This is a genomic window from Methanoplanus endosymbiosus (genome assembly GCF_024662215.1).
Taxonomy (GTDB): Archaea; Halobacteriota; Methanomicrobia; order Methanomicrobiales; family Methanomicrobiaceae; genus Methanoplanus; species Methanoplanus endosymbiosus.
Window position 1 is genome coordinate 1202223 of the sequence record NZ_CP096115.1, and the last position, 15328, is coordinate 1217550.

Annotated in this window: 11 protein-coding genes; 5 read left to right on the forward strand and 6 right to left on the reverse strand. The window is 43.7% G+C overall.

Annotation, left to right across the window (positions count from 1 at the left end; translation table 11 throughout):
* The first annotated feature begins 45 nt into the window (after positions 1–45).
* Positions 46–924: a CBS domain-containing protein gene (locus tag L6E24_RS05085; protein ID WP_257743626.1), complete on the forward strand. Its 879-nt coding sequence runs from the start codon at positions 46–48 to the stop codon at positions 922–924.
* 164 nt (positions 925–1088) lie between these two features.
* On the forward strand, positions 1089–1340 hold the full coding sequence (locus L6E24_RS05090; RefSeq protein WP_257743627.1) for a PRC-barrel domain-containing protein: 252 nt from the start codon (positions 1089–1091) through the stop codon (positions 1338–1340).
* Here L6E24_RS05090 and L6E24_RS05095 read toward each other — a convergent pair.
* From L6E24_RS05095 to L6E24_RS05115, 5 genes are all read right to left on the reverse strand, one after another.
* Positions 1329–2042, reverse strand: coding sequence for a phosphoglycolate phosphatase (locus L6E24_RS05095; protein WP_257743628.1), 714 nt, complete (start codon positions 2040–2042; stop codon positions 1329–1331). The genes L6E24_RS05090 and L6E24_RS05095 overlap by 12 nt on opposite strands.
* 18 nt (positions 2043–2060) lie before the next feature.
* Positions 2061–3035, reverse strand: a complete 975-nt coding sequence (gene radA / locus L6E24_RS05100; RefSeq protein ID WP_257743629.1) for a DNA repair and recombination protein RadA — start codon at positions 3033–3035, stop codon at positions 2061–2063.
* Between the two features lie 86 nt (positions 3036–3121).
* Entirely contained in the window at positions 3122–4963 is a 1842-nt protein-coding gene (locus L6E24_RS05105; RefSeq protein ID WP_257743630.1) for a single stranded DNA-binding domain-containing protein, read from the reverse strand.
* Positions 4964–4985: 22 nt separating this feature from the next.
* Entirely contained in the window at positions 4986–6281 is a 1296-nt protein-coding gene (gene lysA / locus L6E24_RS05110; protein ID WP_257743984.1) for a diaminopimelate decarboxylase, read from the reverse strand.
* The gene (locus L6E24_RS05115) at positions 6278–7426 is read right to left on the reverse strand and encodes an LL-diaminopimelate aminotransferase (protein ID WP_257743631.1); all 1149 of its coding nucleotides are present in this window, start codon (positions 7424–7426) and stop codon (positions 6278–6280) included. Before L6E24_RS05115 ends, lysA begins: the two co-directional genes overlap by 4 nt.
* 363 nt (positions 7427–7789) lie before the next feature.
* Between L6E24_RS05115 and L6E24_RS05120 the strand changes: the two genes are divergently transcribed.
* Together L6E24_RS05120 and fdhD are read left to right on the forward strand one after the other, a co-directional pair.
* Entirely contained in the window at positions 7790–8086 is a 297-nt protein-coding gene (locus L6E24_RS05120) for a DUF1894 domain-containing protein (RefSeq protein ID WP_257743632.1), read from the forward strand.
* A gap of 21 nt (positions 8087–8107) precedes the next feature.
* Positions 8108–8839 (forward strand): formate dehydrogenase accessory sulfurtransferase FdhD, encoded by a 732-nt coding sequence (gene fdhD / locus L6E24_RS05125; RefSeq protein ID WP_257743633.1) that lies wholly within the window; start codon positions 8108–8110, stop codon positions 8837–8839.
* 180 nt (positions 8840–9019) lie between these two features.
* Here the strand turns inward: fdhD and L6E24_RS05130 are convergent, their stop codons facing one another.
* The gene (locus L6E24_RS05130) at positions 9020–11830 is read right to left on the reverse strand and encodes a U32 family peptidase (RefSeq protein WP_257743634.1); all 2811 of its coding nucleotides are present in this window, start codon (positions 11828–11830) and stop codon (positions 9020–9022) included.
* A 225-nt stretch (positions 11831–12055) separates the two neighbouring features.
* On the opposite strand from L6E24_RS05130, the gene L6E24_RS05135 reads away from it, so the two are divergent.
* Entirely contained in the window at positions 12056–15121 is a 3066-nt protein-coding gene (locus tag L6E24_RS05135; RefSeq protein ID WP_257743635.1) for a HEAT repeat domain-containing protein, read from the forward strand.
* Positions 15122–15328 lie beyond the last annotated feature (207 nt).

The window sequence follows — 15328 nt, forward strand, 5'->3', positions numbered from 1 at the left end:
TAATAACCCGAATCTATATATGTTTACTTACATGATTAATCTATTATGGAGTTATCCCTAATCCAGAAGGATATTTTAATCACACTCATCACACTTTACCACCAGAAATCATCTGCAATTAAAGGGGAAGAGATTGCAGACATATTAAAAAGAAACCCAGGAACAGTGAGAAACCAGATGCAGGCGTTAAAGGCGCTTGCCCTTGTGGAAGGCGTACCCGGACCAAAAGGTGGGTACACACCATCTTCGGCGGCATACAGTGAGCTGAACCTGAATGATTATGAGAATGAGATTGAAGTTCCGATACAGAAGAATAATGAGGAAATACCCGGAGTCAATGTAGCTGAGATCCATTTTACGACACTCTGCAACCCGGATCTCTGCCGGGCAATGATAAAACTCATCGGAAGCGTAAAATCCTTCAAGATGGGCGATATGATCTCAATCGGGCCGACACCTGTGAACAAACTCCTCTTAAAAGGTGAAGTCTATGGCAAGGATGAGGTCAGCCAGTCCCTCCTGATTACAATATCAGAGATGATCTCCCTTCCTAAGAAACACATTGAGGCATATATGAGCACACCGGTATTTACACTGAATAATGACTCCACATTTACTGATGCAATAAAACTCTTCAGTGAAAAGCGGATTCATGGTGCGCCGGTCATATGTGACGGCAATCTGGCAGGGATTGTGACATTAAGCGACATTGCACACGGCATTCATGAGGATATGCCATTAAGCACCAGAATTGAGAAGATTATGACAGCAAAGGTTGTGACCACTTCTCCGGATGAGAACCTCTTCCAGATTATCGGTAAGTTCAAAAAGGAAAATATTGGCAGGATAATAGTAATAAAAGATGATAAACCGGTTGGTATTCTCACCCAGTCAGATATAATAAAGGTCTTCCCTGCCCTGTGAATATGCCTGATCACCCAAAATTCCGGCAGATACCACCAGATCATATATTTTTCCGGAATTTCAGAGATATATTCCGGAATTCAAGCATAATTCAGGAGATAAATTATCATTCTGCGGGCTATTTTACAATCATTTAAATACTATCATGTCCACTCTTTTTTAATATGAAGACGGCATTCTCCCGGAGTCTGTCAAAAAAGCAGGTAATGAGTACAGACGGGATAATCATAGGAACTATCCGTAATATAATGGTCGATCTTGATTCTGGAGAGGTCATAAATCTCGTTGTAAAACCTGAACCTAATTTTGACACAAGCGGATACACAATAGACGGGGACCGGCTCTTTGTGCCTTTTGAGGCAGTAAGGGACATCAGAGACTACATCGTTGTTGACAGATATCTCTCAAAACAATGATGGAAAATATTTTTTAACACCTTCAACAAAACCATCCCCGTATTTTCTGCTGCTGATCCAGTCTGCAGCTTCTCCGGCATTGCTGTCGCCCCCGGCAACTGCAACACCTATGCCGGCTTTTTTAAGCATATCAACATCATTGTGGGAATCCCCGAACGCCACAAAATCAGAGACCTTAAGGCCCATCTCATCTGCAACATAAGAAAACGCATTGCCCTTTCCCGAATTAGCAGACTGAATATGAACTGCAAAACCTGAATCAAGAATAACTACAGGCATATCAGATACAATCTCACGGACTTCATCAGGACTGACATTTCTGGCAAAGGCAACATCTGCAAACCGGTATTCCGGGCTGTACAGATTAAGCTCAATTCCCTTATCAGCATAATAACTCTCAACGCGGCGAAATGCCTCATTGCAGATCTTTTTGTCGCCCGGAATTTTAATCTCACCGTCATATTTCATCCTGTAAACACCACCGTTTTCACAGATTACTGTGCCGTCAGTGCCAAGCATCTTACATAGAAATGTCAGTGAGCAGAGAGTGTTCCCGCTGGCTATCACCACCGGAATATTATTGTCAAAAAGAGTTCTTATTGCTGATACGGCAGCAAGATTTATCCTCCTGCTTTTATCAGTGATTGTGCCGTCAACATCAGTAATAATTGCTTTAGGAAAAAAATTGGAATTATTCTGCATCTGTTATTAGGTTAACACTCATGCAGATTTAAGGCCTGTCATCTCCACAGAGAATGCAGCCTCGCCGTCCGGAAGATCAGGACTGTCCACAAGTTTTGCAACCCTCTTGCCACCCTTGCTCTTTCTTAAGTATAATCTGTATTTGGAGGCATGACCTACAATATTACCGCCTGTCGGCTTTGTAGGGTCACCAAAGAATACTGCCGGATTTGACTGCACCTGATTGGTTACAAGCACAACAGCATTGAACTCCTTTGCAAGTTTTGCAAGGTCATACATATGCTTGTTCAGTTTCTGCTGCCTGACAGAGAGAGTGCCCCTTCCGGCATACTCTGCACGGAAATGTGCCATCAGGGAATCAACCACAATCAGCCTGACTGGTTTGTCCGTATCCTTCAGTTCATTTCCAAGCTCCCTTACACTCTCAGTGAGGAGCATCTGATGATCTGATGTAAATGCCTCTGCTACGTGGATATGTTCAAGGAAATCCTCTACAGGAGGAACTTCAACATCCAGCTCAAGACCTTCCACCATCTGCCTTATTCTCTCAGGTCTGAATGTATTTTCAGTGTCAATGTAGATGACTGAACCGTCAAGCCCTCCGGCCTCCAGAGGAAGCTGGGCATTTACCGCAAGCTGATGTGAGATCTGACTCTTACCTGAACCAAATTCACCATAGCATTCACTGATAGACATCGTCTCAAACCCGCCTGCTAAAAGGTCATCAAATTCAGGCACAAGAGTTGAAAGTTTTCTGACCTTCTTTCTCTCCTCAAGAACAATAGTTCCGGTCTTAAAGCCCCCAATATCAGCCATCTTTCTGGCTTCCTTGATGAGCTTCTTTGCAGTTGACTCACCAATCTCTGCCGCCTCTGCAAGGTCGGCATATGATGCAGTTGCAATTCCCTCTATTGTGCTGTACCCCGATTCCCTTAATTTATCTGCTGTTGTCGGGCCGACACCAGGCAGATCCTCAATATCCAGTTCTGACATCTAAATTACCTCGGATGATTCTATACAAAATAATATGATCAGGATCTATTTAGAAGGGATACCGCGCAGGGTGAAAGTAAAACAAATCAACCATTGACGTTCCTTTGTGATTCAGAGAGCAGATTCACAATATCACTACAAATATTATTCTTAGATAATGCATTTATTCTGAAATTATCAACATCAATTCTCATACCATACAGGCTGCCCGAAACTTCTGCAGGCATGCCATTGCACAGCCCATCAGTCCTGCCGGACAATACATAGCAGAGAGACCCGTTCTCAATTATAAGCCCGGATGCTGTTTCAATAACCACACCATAAAATGAGATTTTTTCCCTGCCTGTGCAATAGCGGGATGTGACCACCCGCAGAAGAGAGTTCACGCCCGCATGTATCTCACACCCGCCGCAGGAATTATACATGGAATTGTTATTATCCGGAATTTTGGCAAAACCATTTACTATCTCAATAATCTCCCCTTCTGACACCGGAATTTCTGCATTATCACCCCATAAGACAACATTCCGGCAGACGGGTTCACCAGACGCAGCAGAGATGAGATCAGGCACAGATGATACAGACGGCAGACCAGGCCCGCAGGACGAACATTCAGTGCAGTCACCCTGAGAGTCAGAAACAGAGCAGTGGGTAGAGTCAGCACTATCAGACTCATAATCGGCCACAACAAGATTTCTTACGCAGGAGACACTTCCATTCACAGAATAAAACTGATGCACCCTTCCCACAGAGAGAAGACGGCAGATAAAAGATGCAGAATGACCCGGTTTAGCCTGAGAAGGTGAGGAATAAGTGAAATCAGCAGGATTGTAAGCCGGAATAAGAGTGCTCTTCCTTCCGGCTGAAAATCTGAGATCGCCACTGGCAGACGGGATGCGGATTAAATATTCTGCCTTTGCAGAGGTCCCCTCAGAGATATCTTCCGGAAGAGAAAAGTCCCTGAAGGTTATGGTGAAGGTATCAGTTCCTCTGCCGCAGAAGAGTCTGAAGTATAAGGGGTTGTCTCCCTCACCGGAGATGTTACAGCCGGAATATTCACCGGTTATGCTGCCGCATTTCGTACTGTTCCGTTCTCCCCTGTGAAACTGGGAACTCCCGCCCCCTTTATGACGGTAATCTCTGTCAGATCCTTTATCTCCATAATGCCCGAATTTAATCCCAAGAATGACAAAATCAACGGAACTGCAAAGGATCTTCTTCTGCCCGTCCTCCCTGGGCGAAATATAAGCATCAGAGAGCCGGAGATCAACAGCATAGACCTCTCCGGATGACTTATACCTGCCGGCAACCTCAAGCACACTTCCGGCAGGGACTTCCATAACGGCAGATGCCATCTCATCCCTGAAATGTACGATAACCTCGCCTGTTTCATCACCACAAAGAAGCATGAGCCTTATATTAGGAAATTCCGGAGAAAACCGGGGATTAGGTTTCAAACCGGATTCAGAAAAACTCTTCCCGGCACGTCCGGAGAGATTCTGACGGAGACGGGATTTCTGCGCCTGTCTGTTTGAGTGATAACTCTCCGAGGAAGTATTAACATAACGCCCGCCACCGTCAGAATAGTTGAAACTCTGAGAATAACTGCTGAAGAGATGAGACTCTTCATCCTGACCGGAACTGCCAGGATATTCTGAACCGGAATTTAACTCATCCGGGAAATTAACAGAGGCTTCGCTCTCAGGAGGCAGATAACGGTCAATAATCCGGCAGTAAAAAGATGTAAGGGTTGGCCCTTTTTTGATGTCCGCAATCTTTGTATGCAGGCGGCCCAGTTTCCCGGCTGCGGCCGCTGCTGCAGAATGGGAGTCATGATCCGGCGTTAAGCCACCGGAGGAAGAGAGAAGAAGTTCTTCAAACTCCTCCTCAGAAACCAGATCATCAACGAGTGCGTAATATGCCCTCACAGACCCGAATTACCCCTCTGTATCACTTCTCAACCCATGGAAGGTCAACCATGGTATTCAGTATATCGATGACAGTCTCACCACGTCTCATATAGGCCGAACGGTCACTACTGACCATAATCTCCGGGCATCTGGGGCGGCAGTTGTACTGGGATGCCATTGAATAGCCATACGCACCGCAGTCAAGTACGGCAATCAGGTCACCCCTGTCAACATGCGGCAGCGGTCTGTCAGCCGCAATAATGTCTCCGGACTCACAGATAGGCCCTGTGACTGTATATTCAAGCTCAGGCTCCTGATCTGCCTTATTTGCAACAACAACCTCATGATATGAGTCATACATTGCAGGGCGCAGGAGAAGATTGAATCCGGCATCGACATTTACAAATTTTTTATGCGCTGTCTTTACAGAATTGACACCTGTCAGCAGTATTGTGGTATCACCCATCAGGTTTCTGCCCGGCTCAACCCATAATTCCGGTTTGATACCAATTTTAGCAATACCTTCCAGGAATACCGGCATAACAGCATCTGCATACTCCTCAGGAGTAGGCGCGTTGTCTGTGTCATGGCGGTAAGGAATTCCAAGCCCGCCGCCTATATCAATGAACTTCAGTTTAACACCGATATCGGTGAGCTGACCGGCAATCTTCACCATGATCTCAGCCGCTTTGGCAAACGGAATAACATCGAGAATCTGTGATCCGATATGGCAGTGCATGCCAACCGGAGTTACATTCTCTGCATCAAGGGCTGAGCGGTAAGCGTCAAGGATCTGCTCCGCCGGTATCCCGAACTTGCTTGTCGCAAGTCCGGTTGCAATTTTAGGATGAGTGGGAACATCAATTGCAGGGTTTATCCTGAATGACACCTCAACCTCCTTTCCCTTCGCCTTTGCAACCTCTGAGAGCTGATCAAGTTCATCAAAGGAGTCGATTGAGACCTTAACGCCCTTTTCAACCGCAAGTTCGAGATCTTCCTTTGTCTTTGAACTGCCATTGAAGAGAAGCTTTTCAGGGTCCATTCCGGCAAGAAGGGCAAGATGAAGTTCTCCGGAAGAGAAGACATCAGCACCTGCGCCCATATCAGCAAAGGTCTTAAGAACGGCCATATTTCCGTTTGCCTTTGCAGCGTAGAGCATTTGTACATTATTATAATGTTTCTTTAACGCGCTGTTATACCGGGTGAAATTATCCCTTATTCTCTGCTCGTCAGTTACGTACAGCGGAGTCCCGTAACTCTCTGCAAGGGCATTGCAGTCATGGCTGCCGATCATAAGATGACCGTCCTTTATTGTCAGGTGTTTTGGAAGTTTCAGAAGTCAACACTCCTCATCCTTTCAATTGCCTCTCTTATTCTTTCAATGTTTCTGGTGATCGCAAATCTGACATATCCGTCACCATTGCTGCCAAAACCAACTCCCGGAGTCACAACAATACCGGCATCATCAAGCATCTTCTTTGCAAATCCCATTGAATCACTGACCTTTAACCAGACATAGAAGGTTGCCTCTGGTGATGTCACTTCAAAACCGAGATCTCTCAAACCGTTTACCAGGACATCACGCCTCTCCTGGTACACATCACAGGCATCTGCAACGCACTGCTGCGTGGAGGTAAGAGCTGTTATTCCGGCACGCTGTATGGCATCAAATGCACCAGAGTCAACATTTGTCTTAACACGGCCAAGTCCGGAGATGAACTCCTCCCCTCCGCATGCCATACCAAGCCGCCATCCGGTCATATTATAAGTCTTTGAGAGGGAGTGCATCTCCATTCCAACCTCTTTTGCACCGTCTGCCTCAAGGAATGATGGTGCTTTATAGCCGTCAAAGGTTATCTCAGAGTAGGCATTGTCATGAACGGCAACGATATCATTCTCCTTTGCAAATTCAACAACCTCCTCAAAGAATGAGAGAGGGGCAACTGCGGCAGTCGGATTGTTCGGATAGCCAAAAAACATTAGTTTAGCTTTCTTTACAACATCCTTTGGTATATCCTCAAATACCGGAAGGAATTCATTCTCCTCCTTAAGTGGCATCTCCCAGAGTTTTCCTTCTGAAAAGAGGGTTGAGGTCTTATATACCGGATATCCGGGATCTGTTGCAAGGACATAATCTCCCGGATTTACAAAAGCCTCCGGTACGTGGGCAATGCCCTCCTTAGAACCTATAAGTGCCAGAACTTCAGTTTTAGGATTTAAAGTGACACCAAATCGTGTACTGTACCACTCAGCAACAGCCTCACGGTATTCAATCATACCGGTGTAATCAGGATAATGATGGGTTGAAGGGTCCCTTGCTGCCTCACATAGTGAATCAACGATATGATCAGGTGTTGGAAGATCAGGATCTCCTACGCCGAGATCAATCACATCAACTCCCTGCGCACGTTTTTCTGCCTTTAACGCATCTATCTGAGCAAAAAGATATGGGGGAAGATTATCAAGTCGGTTTGCATACATGTGTCTTAAATGTAGTAATTGATCTTTAAAAATATAAGCCTTCAGAGCAGCAATATAAATTATATATTCTGCCCACAAATCCTGATTTAAAGTAATAATATTAAAAATTTTCAAGAACAGTCCAAAAATGACCATAGATAAAAAGCCGGATTTTTAAAAGGTGAAATGGCATTTAGTAAAAAGGATATATTCACTGTTTATCACCGGACAAAATTATATTCCGATTAAAGAAAACAATATATATATCAGAAAATAATAGTGCATAAAAGAAACTACCCACCACGGGGTAACCGGAAAGAAAAATAAATATCCGGCGTAGAAAATTGTCAAAAAATAAATAAAAATAAAAAAATAGGTGATGAGATGAACAGGTGCGCCAATAAACTCAGCCCTGAAATTATTGAAGATGAGATCAGTCCCGATGATGCAGTTGAATATATCAACAGGAGAGCATCAGAAGTGTATGAAATGCCTGAAGGATTCACAATAAAGGGCATTACAATACTTGGAGAACCACCCCTGTATGTAGGACTGAAACTAAAGAAAAAGGAAATTCTCTTCTATTTTAAGAAACCCTGTTTTGGTACACAGTTGATGAAAATCAAAGCCACAGAAGATGAATTTGACAAAATAAGGGCAGAAGGGAAGAGAACAAAGTAATATTTCATCATATAAGATATTATGACAGTAAAAATTATACAGGGAATTCTTGTAAATAATAATTCCGTAAAAGAAGTTGATGATCTGATAGTTACAGAGGAGAGAGTGAATATCTACCTCAACAATGAACTTCTTTCAACACAGGTTGCATCACCGGAAAATCTTGAAGAGCTCGGTGCAGGATTTGTAATAAGTGAAGGAATTTCTGAACATATAGAGTCAGTTAAAACCAGCGGTAATGAAATTTACGTGGAAGCTGAACTTAAAAGAAAGTTAAACCCGATAACATGCTCTTCCGGGGGCACCTGCTCAGATACGCCCTTCAGAGATGTCAAATCAGAACTCAGAATTAAAAAATCGGACATTCCAAAGGTGACAGATGAGATCGTCTCAGATCTCTGGAGACAGACAGGCGGAGTACATTACTCAGTTCTGTTTTCAGAAGGCAAAAAGATCACCGGATTTTCAGATATCGGCCGGCACAACACCATTGACAAGGTAATAGGTTACACCGTACTAAACAGAATAGATGCAGGCAGATGCTACATCGGCAGTACAGGCAGGCAGCCATCAGGAATGGTCTCAAAACTGGCAAATGCCGGAATTCCGGTTGTGATTACAAAAGCAGCAACAACAACAGACGGAATAAGGGTTGCATCTGACAACGGGATAACACTCATCTGCTTTGCAAGGGGTGACAGATTTACAGTCTATTCCCACCCGGAAAGAATAGAAGACCTAATCATCCCATAATATATTCCGGGTTATACAAGAAAAATCCAAGAAAAATCCAAGAAAAATCCAAGAAAAATCCAAGAAAAATCCAAAAAAAACCGATCCAAAATATCAGAACACCGTAAAATCAGGTACAGTCAGATCTTACAGAGATCACCCAAATATCCGGCAATAAAAATTGAAAATATAATCTCCCCGTCATTCACACCCTTTTGTGTAATGTCCGGATGTTATCCCGGCAGGAGACATCTTTTTTATTCTGGATTTCAGGGACGGAAGAGATTCAGAATGGCGAACCCTGTGCGTTTCTCCCGATGAAATATCATCCGGTTCTGACTGTGAAGTACCTCTGCTCCTGTTAAGATATGCTTTATAAATCTCACAGATCTTCCCGCAGTAATCAGCAGGTCTGTATCTGGAGTCAACAACTATGAAATCAATTCCTGAGCCTAAGATCTCAGGCAGATAATCTATCAGGCATGTATCAAATGAGTTGTAGATATGCGTCTTCTTCTCACCGTCAATACTGACAGGGAATTTATGACCCTTCATATCCTTTAAGAAATACCTGCCCCCGCACACAGATTCTTCCTCCTGAACTGAGGAGAGAATATTAATCCCTGAAACTGAAATTTCAGCCGCACCATGCACAATAATTCCGGATGCCGGCCTCTTATCCATCCGGTGAAGATTCTTCTCCATCAGAGCTATCTCATCCCCTGCAAGCTCGGATGAAACTATGACAGAGTTAAAGTACCTGCCAAGACTGAGTGCAGAAAAACTGTTGAAGACATTGAGTCCCGGCCCTCCGCAGATCTGAATATCAGGATATACCTCCCGTATGGCAAATGCGTCCCCGGCATTCTCGGCCATTATGCCGGAAAATCCCTCAACAGAAAGTTCTTTTATCAGCGGAACTGCAAAGTCAAGGAATTTCTTACCGGTAATTTTCGGCCATTTCCAGATCAACCTGCATTCTTCAGGCTTTTTGCCGGCAACCGAATTAAATAAGCCCAAAATCTCCTGCACTGTATTCTTCTTACCGGGAACTATAAACGGTTCGATACATACAGTATCCGCACCACCCGAAAATGCCGCCATAGCACCCCAGTAATCGCTTACTATGCAGAAGAGAGATCTCTTATCCATAAAATCATCTGCCGGCGAAAGTACTCCGCCATCAAAAGTATTCATAAGAGATAAATTATCAGGCTTAAGACCGCCGGATGAAGAACCGGCAGGCAGAGCAGTAAGCCCGTCAGACCCTGTAAATCTCAAAAATTCCTCTATATTTTTCCGGACCGAATTGATCTCATCTTCAGATGGCCTGAAATAATTATAAATTTTATCGTCCAGTGAAGAGAAAAGCTTTCTTCTCAGCTCATTTAACAGCCCTGCCGGCGCAAAAAGCCTGCCCGGATAATCTATAATAAATTCATCAGCAATAAACTGAGTTCCGCCCGTCTTGGAGAATATTTTCTTTAGTTCTTTGGAGGTGAGAGGCCGGCCCCTTGCCATCTCCATCTCAAACCAGCCCTCAATTTCAGAGAAGAATTCACGCCCGGAAATTATAGCCGACACTGAGCATACAGGAATTTTTCCTTTAAATCTGAGAGTGATAGTGCAGGGTATCTTCTCCGGAATACTGCCGTCACGGGCAATTATACCCTCAGCATCCTTCTCAAGCGCATCCCTCCTTGTAATAAATACACGGCTTCCGGTTTCCGGAACAAAGGGTGTCCTCACTTTCAGGGAATTTCCTGTCAGGGTAAAAGGCGCTCTCATAAGAAATCCTTCCTCTTCCGTTCCCGATTTGGCCATCATCCCATCATTTGCCTGCGGAATTAATGTACCATAGAGCTTTATGTCGGCAGTTTTGTTCTTCCGGCTATAACCCTGGACAGTCCCTACCTCAACACCGGCATTGCCGGATTTTTTATAGGAGATCATATCACCGGAGTTGCCTCCGGACAAAAATCCGGGTGTGAACCCCCTGTTAAATGCAAACATAAGATCCTCAGCCGCGGATTTGTGATCAATTACGGATGCAGAGCTGCCTTTGGTATTTTTCCGGGAAGAGTCATCAATGGCTTTCCTGTACCTGTCTGTTACAATGGCAACATATGAAGGATCTTTCATGCGCCCTTCTATTTTAAGGGATTTAACTCCGGATCTTACAATATCCGGGATATTCTCATATAAACAGAGATCTTTTGGAGAGAGGAGATAGTCACCCCTGGTCATAAGGGGCCTGCATTTCTGCATATCTGAATTATCGTCCTCCCCACAGCAGAGGAGTGAAAACTGCCTGCGGCATGGCTGGGAACAGATACCCCGGTTGCCGCTTCGCCCACCCGTAAGTGAAGAGATGAGACACTGACCGGAATAGCAGTAGCATAACGCCCCGTGTACAAATATCTCAATTCCGGGATGTATATCACCTGAAGCGGAGATGGCAGAGACCTCATCAATTGAAGTCTCCCTTGCCATAACGACCCTCTCAACTCCGTTCTCCTCCGCCCATTTAACACCCTCCTTTGTATGTACTGACATCTGTGTAGAGGCATGAACAGTAAGACCCGGAATCAGAGCCTTTACAAGCTTCAAAATACCGACATCCTGAATTAAAACAGCATCTACACCAATACTAGACAGGAAGAGAAGTTCAGAGAGCGACTCTCCGAGTTCACTCTCCTTCACAAGAATATTGTGAGTAACATATACCTTTACACCACGGGCATGGCAGAATCTTACAGCGCTGACAAGTTCATCTTCTGTGAAATTTGAGGCATAGCGCCTTGCACCAAATTTAACGCCGCCAAGATAGACAGCGTCCGCACCGGCAGAAACTGCTGCTGTGAGGCATTCAGCAGAGCCGGCAGGAGATAATAGTTCTGGGATAGAGGATTGCTTCATATAGTGATATAATATATTGCTCTGCCCGTATATCCGGTTATTTGTCACTGCATAGATCAAACAGTTGAGAAAGTCAGCTACCCTGCCCGGCATTCACAGCACAAATCTGATCATTTCTTCCGGCAGACACTCAGAAATTAAAATAATCTGCCAGTAAAGGACAACAGACCAAAAATCAAATATTATTTCCATATGCCCACACAATCTGAAAAAAATTCATCTGTAAAATCAGGTAAATAACAAAACAATTTAGCTTAAAAAATCAAAAATTTACTCTGGAATCATAAAAGGCAGTTTTGACAATATGGGAGAACAACAATGGCCATAATAAACAATAAAAAAGCAGACAATAACTCCCAAAAAATAGAAAATCTCGTTGAAGCTCTCGGCTCAAAAGACTGGAAAGAGAGAGAGGATGCCGCAATTGAGCTTACCACCCTGGGTCGTCCGGCAATAATAGGCCTTCTTAAAGCCCTCAATTCAGACAATACCATGCTCAGGAGTGGAGCGGCTGAGGTCCTTGGCACATATGGTGAGGCAGCACTCCCGACCCTGCTCAAACTGGTGGCAGCAGGGAAGGAAAATACAAGAGACGGCGCAGCCAGAGCCATAGCGCAGAGTGGTGAAACCGCATTAAATGAGCTGAAGAAAGCAGCAAAGGACAAAGACTACAGAAGAAGAAGGGGTGCAGCACTCACACTTGCATATCTTGGATACCTTGGTGATCCCACAAAAAATGTTCTGCTTGCACTCCTGAGGGACAGTAATGAAAAGGTCAGTTTTGAAGCGGCAAAATCCCTTAAAAGCATAAACTGGGAGCCGGAAAACAAATTACAGTCAGCAGTATTTTATTACTCCCTTGCCGATCCGGTAAACTCTGCAAAATACCCAAAAGAAATTATAACCCTTGCAATGCGGGATCTTAACAATCCGGATGACAACAGGCGTAAAAAAGCAATAGATCTCCTTGCAAAACTGAAATCAGAATCTGTAAAAGAGGCAATGCTGAAATACCTTGATGACAGCTGCGGAGAAGTCAGATTTACAGCGATAAAAACACTGTCAGGGATTTATGACAGAGAAATGATCCCGTGTTTCGTAACAGGCCTTAAAGATACACATTCCGGAGTGCGCCTTGAATCTGCATGGGCACTCGACAAATACGGCTGGAATCCTGTAAATCCCGAAGAAAAGGCAGAATATTACTTCATAAAAGAGAAATGGATTGACCTTCTTCAGATGAAGGATGCCGCAGTTCCTGTACTTATAAAAAATCTCTGTGATGAAAATCCTGTCATCAGACTGAGAGCAACCGAGGTCTTAAGAGCCATGGGCAAACCCGGTTACCTTGCAATAAAAAATGCACTTAAATCAGACGATGAAAATATCAGAAAACGGGCCGCAGAAGCAGTTGCAATAATAAACAAAAAGGATTCAGCATCAAATTCCGGAAAAGAAGAACCTATTCCGGAATTTTTTGGAAAATACAGCATTGAAGAAGAAATTAAAAAGCATAAGAGCCAGATTAAAGCAAGCGGAATTAAGAGCAGAGATTCATGGCTGAAGATTCTGTTAAACAGTGAAATTGAACATTCAAAGGCGGAAAAGATCTCAGGTGCACTTAGCAATGAGAATGATATGGTAAGGGCAGCCGCAATTGAAAACCTCAGACAGAGCGGCATTTCGGCCATAGAACCCCTGTTATACCTGTTAATTGATAAAAAGGACAATGTCAAAATTGCCGCAATTGAATCCCTTGGAGATCTTAAAGCAAGAAGGGCCACGCCATATCTGATAAAACTCTGTGGAAATGAGAACAGATTTGTCCGGATGGCATGCGCCGAATCACTTGGAAAAATCAGGGAGATAAAATCAATAGATGCACTGACAAATCTTTTTTCAGACCCTGACGAAAGCGTCAGAAAAGCTGCATCAGCAGCAGTTTCATCTATTGGACCGGATGCACTGCCAAAACTTAAAAGTATACTGGATGACTCAGATATGACTGTCCGGACGACAGCTATCAGAACAATCTCCGGAATTAATGACCCAATTGCAATATCCTATACCGTACGAATGCTCAATGACTATGAATTTGATGTCCGGGAATGTGCGTCAAAGGCAATAAAGAAGATGAGCAATAGTATGTTCAATCCGTTAATGGATGAATGCAGACGTATAATTGTGCAGGGAAATGAACTTGAAAAACTTGGAATTCTCTTTGCACTTGCAGATGTTGACGATTTAAGGGCAAAAGAGATCATAACGGTCTTTGCAGATGACAGAAATCCAAAAATCAGCCAGCGTGCAGCAGACCTGATAACAAAAACAGGAAAACGCCCGGAGATAAAGACAGAGATAATTCCGGAGCTGAAATACGGATCTGAGATTGATGAGATTATCAGCGGACTGAGAAGCACTGATACAGGAGTTCAGGTCAGCGCATCTGAAAAAGTCTTTTCAATGGGTGATGAGATAATAGAACCGCTCATTGAGTCTATGGAGAAGAGCAATCCGGAAGTTCAGAATCTTACAGCCGAAATTCTGATAGGTCTTGGAGATCCTGCAATTGACGGACTTGTAAAACATCTCAGCTCCGGAAGTTTATCTACAAAAATGATCTGTGCACAGAGCCTTGGAAAGATTCAGAATGAGAAGGCATATGCAGCATTATCCGGCGCAATGTACAATGAGAGAGATCCCGTAGTCAGAACGGCCGCCGCAGAATCACTTGGATTTGCTGGAGACGATATGGCATTTGATGCCCTGATTTTTGCAATAAAAGACGAGGATTCAAGAGTAAGGATAGCTGCCATAAGATCACTTGGTTATCTGAATAGTAAAAAAGCAATAAAGCCACTGATAAGTGCACTCAAAGAAGAAGACTTAAACATTATAAATCAGATCACAGACTCATTAAAAAGCCTGGGAGAAGATGCAGTCCGGGAACTTTCAGAGTCGCTTCACTCATGCAAAAACAGCACAATACGGTATAATATCGCAGAAGCCCTCGACAGCCTCTCCTGGGTTCCTGAAACAGAGAGAGACATCATCTATTATCTGATAGCAAAGGATAACTGGGAAGAGGTAAGAAAAACCGGAGAGGTTGCAGTCGGGCCACTTGAAGAGATACTCTCTGATGACAACTATGAGGTAAGACTTGCCGCCCTGGAGACAATAATAGCTATTGGTGGAAAAAAAACAATTATGCCGATGATTAAAGCTCTTATGGACCCCAATTCAATAGTCAGAAAAAAATCAGAGGCAGGGCTTGTAAAAGCAGGCGAAAGTGCACTGCCTTATCTTGAAAAGACGGTTGCAGAATCAGACAATCCAAACCTGAAGACATTTGCAATGAAAGCCATAGTAAAAATTACATCCTGAAAAGTAATTTATGATCTGCTGTATTTCCTGTGAAATTTTCAGTTATACGCCCACGATTAAAGTCGTGGGCTTACGGTCTGTTTTTTTTTAATCAGGCAACTTTCCGGGAAAGATTTATCCGGATTCATTGTATTATACAAGCATTAAAAGACTTAAAGCGGATATACAATTAACAGCAATCCGGCCCCATCAAAATAATAAAATATG

Bases quoted from the DNA above. Each gene is read 5' to 3' on its own strand.
- fdhD (WP_257743633.1), top strand. From the start codon at position 8,108: ATGACAGTAAAAATTATACAGGGAATTCTTGTAAATAATAATTCCGTA.
- L6E24_RS05135 (WP_257743635.1), top strand. From the start codon at position 12,056: ATGGCCATAATAAACAATAAAAAAGCAGACAATAACTCCCAAAAAATA.
- radA (WP_257743629.1), bottom strand. From the start codon at position 3,035: ATGTCAGAACTGGATATTGAGGATCTGCCTGGTGTCGGCCCGACAACA.
- L6E24_RS05115 (WP_257743631.1), bottom strand. From the start codon at position 7,426: ATGTATGCAAACCGACTTGATAATCTTCCCCCATATCTTTTTGCTCAG.
- L6E24_RS05130 (WP_257743634.1), bottom strand. From the start codon at position 11,830: ATGCCGGGCAGGGTAGCTGACTTTCTCAACTGTTTGATCTATGCAGTG.
- L6E24_RS05095 (WP_257743628.1), bottom strand. From the start codon at position 2,042: ATGCAGAATAATTCCAATTTTTTTCCTAAAGCAATTATTACTGATGTT.
- L6E24_RS05120 (WP_257743632.1), top strand. From the start codon at position 7,790: ATGAACAGGTGCGCCAATAAACTCAGCCCTGAAATTATTGAAGATGAG.
- L6E24_RS05085 (WP_257743626.1), top strand. From the start codon at position 46: ATGGAGTTATCCCTAATCCAGAAGGATATTTTAATCACACTCATCACA.
- L6E24_RS05090 (WP_257743627.1), top strand. From the start codon at position 1,089: ATGAAGACGGCATTCTCCCGGAGTCTGTCAAAAAAGCAGGTAATGAGT.